This window comes from Phenylobacterium sp., from assembly GCF_037138395.1.
Lineage (GTDB): Bacteria > Pseudomonadota > Alphaproteobacteria > Caulobacterales > Caulobacteraceae > Phenylobacterium.
Map to the genome: position 1 here is coordinate 1 of NZ_JBAXIM010000166.1, position 5,277 is coordinate 5,277.

The window sequence follows — 5,277 nt, forward strand, 5'->3', positions numbered from 1 at the left end:
ATCGTCACCCCCCTGGACCCGATGTTCCTGGTCTGGACGGCGGTCAACCGCGTCACCCGGTCGGGCAAGGTCCTGGGTCCGGATGAGCGGGTGACCCCCTACCAGGCCCTGAAGGCCATCACCCTCAACGGGGCATACGAGTATTTCGAGGAGGCCTCGAAGGGCTCGCTCGAAGTGGGCAAGACAGCGGACCTGGTCGTCCTCGACCGCAATCCCCTGAAGGTGGAGCCGAACGCCATCCGCGACATCCACGTCGTGGAGACGGTCAAGTCGGGCAAGTCGATCTATCGGGCGCCGAAGGGCTGATCCCTTCGGCCGTCAGTGCGCGTCGTCCCAGTTGGCGGCGGCGCGCACGTCGACCACCAGGGGGACGCTGAGCGCCACCGCCGGCAGGGGCGCCGCCGACATCACCCGGCGGATGACCTCCGAGGCTGCGGCGGCTTCGGCCTCGGGCGCCTCGAAGATCAGTTCGTCGTGGACCTGGAGCAGCATGCGGGTCTTCAGGCGGGCGGCGGCGAGCTCGCCCGGCATGCGGATCATGGCCCGGCGGATGATGTCTGCCGAGGCGCCCTGCAGGGGGGCGTTGATCGCCGCCCGGTCGCCAAAGGCCCGCTCGGCCTGGCTACGGGCCTGGACGGCGGGGATGTGGACCCGCCGCCCGAACAAGGTGGTCACATAGCCCTGCCGACGGGCGGCCTCCTTGGCCTGGTCCATGTAGGCGCGGATGCCGGGGAACCGCTCGAAATAGGTGCGGATATAGTCGGCCGCCTCCTCCCTCGGGATCGACAGCTGGGCGGCGAGGCCAAAGGCGGAAATGCCATAGACAATGCCGAAGTTGATCGCCTTGGCGCGCCGGCGGATCTCGGCGGGCATGCCTTCGATCGGAACCCCGAAGACCTCGGAGGCGGTCATGGCGTGGATGTCCAGGCCCTGGGCGAAGGCGGCCTTCAGCTGGGGGATATCGCCCACATGGGCCAGGAGTCTCAGCTCGATCTGGCTATAGTCGGCGCTGATCAGCACCTGGCCCGGCTCGGCCACAAAGGCCTGGCGGATCTTGCGGCCCTCCTCCGTCCGGACGGGGATGTTCTGCAGGTTGGGGTCCGTTGAAGACAGCCGGCCCGTGGTGGTCGAGGCCATGGCGTAGGAGGTGTGCACCCGTCCCGTGGCCGGCGCGATGGCCGCTACCAGGGCGTCGGTGTAGGTCCCCTTCAGCTTGGACAGCTGTCGCCAGTCGAGCAGGACCCTGGGCAGGGCGTGCCCCTCGGCGGCTAGCTCCTCAAGCACCGAGGCGTCGGTGCCCTGGGCGCCGGTGGCGGTGGTCCGGCGGGATTCCAGGCCCATCTGGCCGTAGAGGACCTCGCCCACCTGCTTGGGGCTGCCCAGGTTGAAGGGGTGGCCCGCCAGCCGGTGCGCCTCGACCTCGAACTCGCCCATCCGCAGGGAAAAGTCGTTGGACAGCCTGCGCAGCCAGTCGGGATCAATCCGGACCCCGGCGTTCTCCATGTCCGCCAGGACCGGCGGCAGGGGACGCTCCAGGGTCTCATAAACGGTCAGGAGGCCCTCCCGAGACAGTCGCGGGCGCAGGACCCGGTAGAGCCGGAGGGTCACGTCGGCATCCTCGGCGGCATAGGCGGTGGCCGGCTCAAGCGCCACGTGGCGGAAGCTCTTCTGGGCCTTGCCCGTCCCCGCCACCTGCTTGAAGGGGATGGGGCTGTGGCCCAGGTGCAGGCGGGACAGCTCATCCATGCCGTGCCCGTGGAGCCCGCCCTCCAGGACATAGCTGATCAGCATGGTGTCCTCGATGGGCGCCACGCGGATCCCGTACCGGGACAGGACGCCAAGGTCGTATTTGGCATTCTGCGCCACCTTCAGCACCGAGGGGGCCTCGAGCAGGGGGCGCAGGCGGTCGATCGCCGCCGCCAGGGGGATCTGGGTCAGGTCCTCCGGGGCGTCGAGGGCGAGGCCCGGCTCGGCCTCGTGGGCCAGGGGGATGTAGCAGGCCTCGCCAGGGCCCACCGCGAGGGAGACCCCCACCAGCCCCGCCGTGGCCGAGCCCAGGGCGTCGGTCTCGGTGTCGAAGGCGATGACCCCAGCAGCGTGCGCCCGGGCGATCCAGACATCCAGGGTCGCCAGGTCCCGGACGCAGGCGTAGGCGGCCACGTCCACAGGCTCGGCGGCGGCGGCCGGGTCTGCAGGACCCTGGGCCTTGGCCGCCAGGTGCGCCCCGGCCACCCGCCGGCCCAGGGTGTTGAGCTCCATCTCCTGCAGGAAGGCGGCGAGGGCGTCAGGATCGGGATCGGCCACCGCCAGTTCCTCGAGGGCCGAGGGCAGGGGCGCGCGGTCGTCCAGCTGGACGAGCCGGCGGGACAGACGGATCTGGTCGGCGAACTCCAGGAGGATCTGGCGGCGCTTGTCCTGGCGAATTTCCCCGGCCCGGGCGAGCAGGGTCTCCAGGTCGCCGTATTCGTTGATCAGCAGGGCCGCGGTCTTCACCCCAATGCCCGGGGCGCCGGGGACATTGTCAACCGGGTCGCCGCACAGGGCCTGGACCTCCACCACCTTGTCAGGAAGGACGCCGAACTTCTCGACCACCTGTTCCGGCCCGATGCGGAGGTTCTTCATGGTGTCGAGCATGGTGACGCGCTCGCCCACCAGCTGCATGAGGTCCTTGTCGGAGGAGATGATGGTCACCTCTCCGCCCGCCTCGCGGACCAGGCGGGCATAGGCGGCGATCAGGTCGTCGGCCTCGAAGCCTGGCTGCTCGAGGGCGTGGACGCCAAAGGCCCGGGTCGCCTCCCGCACCAGGGGGAACTGGGGTACCAGGTCCTCGGGGGCCGGCGGGCGGTGGGCCTTGTACTCGGGATAGATCTCGTTGCGGAAGGTCTTCCCGGAATGGTCGAAGATCACAGCCAGGTGGGTCGGGGCGTCGGGCTGGGCCTTCATGTCCACCAGCAGCTTCCACAACATGTTGCAGAAGCCGGAGACCGCGCCGATCGGCAGGCCGTCGGACTTTCGGGTCAGGGGCGGCAGGGCGTGGAAGGCCCGGAAGATAAAGCCGGAGCCGTCGATCAGGTAGACGCGGAGGGGAGTGTCGCTCATGGACGCCATCCTAGAGGGCGGCGAGGGGGCGGTCGATCCTCGGTTGGGCGGTCAGTGGCCGCCGGAGACCTCGTAGGCCCCGGGCGCTCCGTCGCCGTGGCCCTCGTCATGGACAAAGCGGCGGTCGCAGTAGGGGCAGTCCACCGTCCCGTCGACGCCCAGGTCGAGAAAGACGCGGGGATGCCCCAGGGCGCCGCCGACCCCGTCGCAGGCCACGCGGTGGGTGTGGACCCTGACGATCTCGGGCTGGGGCCCGGCGGGGGGTGCGGAAGGTGCGGTCGTGCGGGCCATGGAAGCTGTCTCCCTTACCGGGGACGCTTGGCGGCGCCCCGGGCAGGCTCTAGGTATGCGAGCCCGCCTTTCGTCGTCAATGCGCCGAAGCCCTGGAGGTCGCCATGAGCCTGCCCGAATACGCCATCGAGGCCCGCAACGTGGTCAAGACCTATGCGGCGACCAAGACCACGCCCCAGATGCAGGCCCTCAAGGGCATCGACCTCCTGGTGCCCCGAGGATCCATCTTCGGCCTGCTGGGCCCGAACGGTGCGGGAAAGTCGACCTTCATCAACATCCTCGCCGGTCTGGTGCGCAAGACCTCCGGAACGGTGAAGATCTGGGGACGGGACATCGATGAGCGCCCCCGGGACGCCCGGGCGGCCATCGGCGTGGTACCCCAGGAAATCGCCGCCGACCCCTTCTTCACGCCCCGGGAATCCCTGGAGGTCCAGGCCGGCATGTACGGCGTGCCCCCCAAGGAGCGCCGCTCCATGGAGCTGCTGACTGCACTCGGCCTGGCTGACAAGGCCGAGGCCTATGTCCGCCAGCTGTCCGGCGGCATGAAGCGCCGCCTGATGGTGGCCAAGGCCATGACTCACAATCCGCCCGTCCTCATCCTGGACGAGCCCACAGCGGGGGTCGACGTCGAGCTTCGGCGCCAGCTCTGGCGCTATGTGGTCGAGCTCAACCGCAAGGGCGTGACCATCGTCCTGACCACCCACTACCTGGAAGAGGCGCAGGAGCTCTGCGACCGGATCGCCATCATCAACCGGGGGGAGGTGGTGGCCTGCGAAGCGACCTCCGACCTCCTGGGCCGGATTGATACCCGGGCTGTGGTGGTGACCCCGGAGGTCCCGGTCGAGGCCGCCCCGTCCCTGCCCGGCTTCGAGACCCGCCTGCGTCCCGGGGGCGCCTTCGCCGTGACCTACCGGACCGGCGAATCCAGCGTCGAGCAGGTCCTTGCCGCCGTACGCGCCGCGGGCCTCTCGGTCCGCGACGTCACCACCGAGGACCCCAGCCTTGAAGATGTCTTCGTCGCCCTCACCTATGGCGCAGCGGATCGCGCCGGCTGATCCCCAGGAGAATTCCGAAATGCTCAAGGCCACGATCTTCGCCGCAACCCTGGCCCTTGCCGCCCCCGCCGTCTCCGGCGACCTCAACCGGATCGTGCTGAACGGCTCGGATGCGACCCTTGGGGTCACCGCCGTGGCCGACGAGGGCGAGGGCGAACCCCGCAGCACGGGCAGCTACGCCCTGCGCCTCTACAAGTCGGGGGACCCGTCCTATCCCTTCGACGCCTTCGTCGCCGGCGCCGTGCGCGCCCGGGACGGGACCCTGGAGGCCCTGAAGTTCGCCGACATCAACCGCGACGGAAAGAACGAGATCATCGTCGTCATCCGCTCAGCCGGGACCGGCGGCTACCTCTCCGCCGACGCCTTCCGGGTGCAAAAGGGCGTCCCTGTGCTTGTCGGCTCGAAGTCCGGCCTTGCGGCCAACGCCGACCCGGTCGCCGAGCTGTCGGGCGGCCGCGCGAGCAGCAAGTAAAGGATCGCCGGTGGAGTTTCGCAGGCCTCAAGCGTTGGATCGGCGGACCTTCCTGGCCGCCGCCGCGAGCCTCGTCCCAACCTGGGCCCAATCCGCGCCGACCGCCTCCGGCGCTCCGAGGGGCGGGGTCCTGTCGGGCGAGGACATTACCCTCGTCCTGGGCTGGACCGAGGTTGAGGTTGCGGGGCGCCCGACCCGGGCCGTCACCGTGAACGGACAGTTCCCGGGCCCACTCATCCGGCTCCGGGAAGGCCAGGACGTTCGCCTGCGGCTCATCAACACCCTGGGCGAGGACACCTCGATCCACTGGCACGGCCTGCTCGTGCCCTGGAAGATGGACGGCGTTCCGGGGATCAGCTT

At 69.7% G+C, this 5,277-nt stretch carries 6 protein-coding genes; 4 read left to right on the forward strand and 2 right to left on the reverse strand.

All coding sequences use genetic code 11. From position 1 onward, the window contains the following. Nucleotides 1-306, forward strand: a 306-nt coding sequence (locus WCJ52_RS11355) for an amidohydrolase family protein (RefSeq protein WP_336903421.1), incomplete at its 5' end; no start/stop codon positions are given. Between the two features lie 12 nt (nucleotides 307-318). Here the strand turns inward: WCJ52_RS11355 and polA are convergent. Both polA and WCJ52_RS11365 read right to left on the reverse strand, forming a co-directional pair. Then, on the reverse strand, nucleotides 319-3,099 hold the full coding sequence (polA, locus tag WCJ52_RS11360) for a DNA polymerase I (RefSeq protein WP_336903422.1): 2,781 nt from the start codon (nucleotides 3,097-3,099) through the stop codon (nucleotides 319-321). 51 nt (nucleotides 3,100-3,150) lie between these two features. Beyond that, nucleotides 3,151-3,390, reverse strand: coding sequence for a zinc-finger domain-containing protein (locus tag WCJ52_RS11365; protein WP_336903423.1), 240 nt, complete (start codon nucleotides 3,388-3,390; stop codon nucleotides 3,151-3,153). 104 nt (nucleotides 3,391-3,494) lie between these two features. On the opposite strand from WCJ52_RS11365, the gene WCJ52_RS11370 reads away from it, so the two are divergent. From WCJ52_RS11370 to WCJ52_RS11380, 3 genes are all read left to right on the forward strand, one after another. Further along, on the forward strand, nucleotides 3,495-4,445 hold the full coding sequence (locus WCJ52_RS11370; RefSeq protein ID WP_336903424.1) for an ABC transporter ATP-binding protein: 951 nt from the start codon (nucleotides 3,495-3,497) through the stop codon (nucleotides 4,443-4,445). A gap of 19 nt (nucleotides 4,446-4,464) precedes the next feature. Next, nucleotides 4,465-4,917, forward strand: a complete 453-nt coding sequence (locus WCJ52_RS11375; protein WP_336903425.1) for a PliI family lysozyme inhibitor of I-type lysozyme — start codon at nucleotides 4,465-4,467, stop codon at nucleotides 4,915-4,917. A gap of 34 nt (nucleotides 4,918-4,951) precedes the next feature. Then, nucleotides 4,952-5,277: multicopper oxidase domain-containing protein (locus tag WCJ52_RS11380; protein WP_336903426.1), on the forward strand; the 326-nt coding region annotated here is incomplete at its 3' end.

Coding starts and splice junctions, on each gene's coding strand:
- WCJ52_RS11375 (WP_336903425.1), top strand. CDS start 4,465: ATGCTCAAGGCCACGATCTTCGCCGCAACCCTGGCCCTTGCCGCCCCC.
- WCJ52_RS11370 (WP_336903424.1), top strand. CDS start 3,495: ATGAGCCTGCCCGAATACGCCATCGAGGCCCGCAACGTGGTCAAGACC.
- polA (WP_336903422.1), bottom strand. CDS start 3,099: ATGAGCGACACTCCCCTCCGCGTCTACCTGATCGACGGCTCCGGCTTT.
- WCJ52_RS11365 (WP_336903423.1), bottom strand. CDS start 3,390: ATGGCCCGCACGACCGCACCTTCCGCACCCCCCGCCGGGCCCCAGCCC.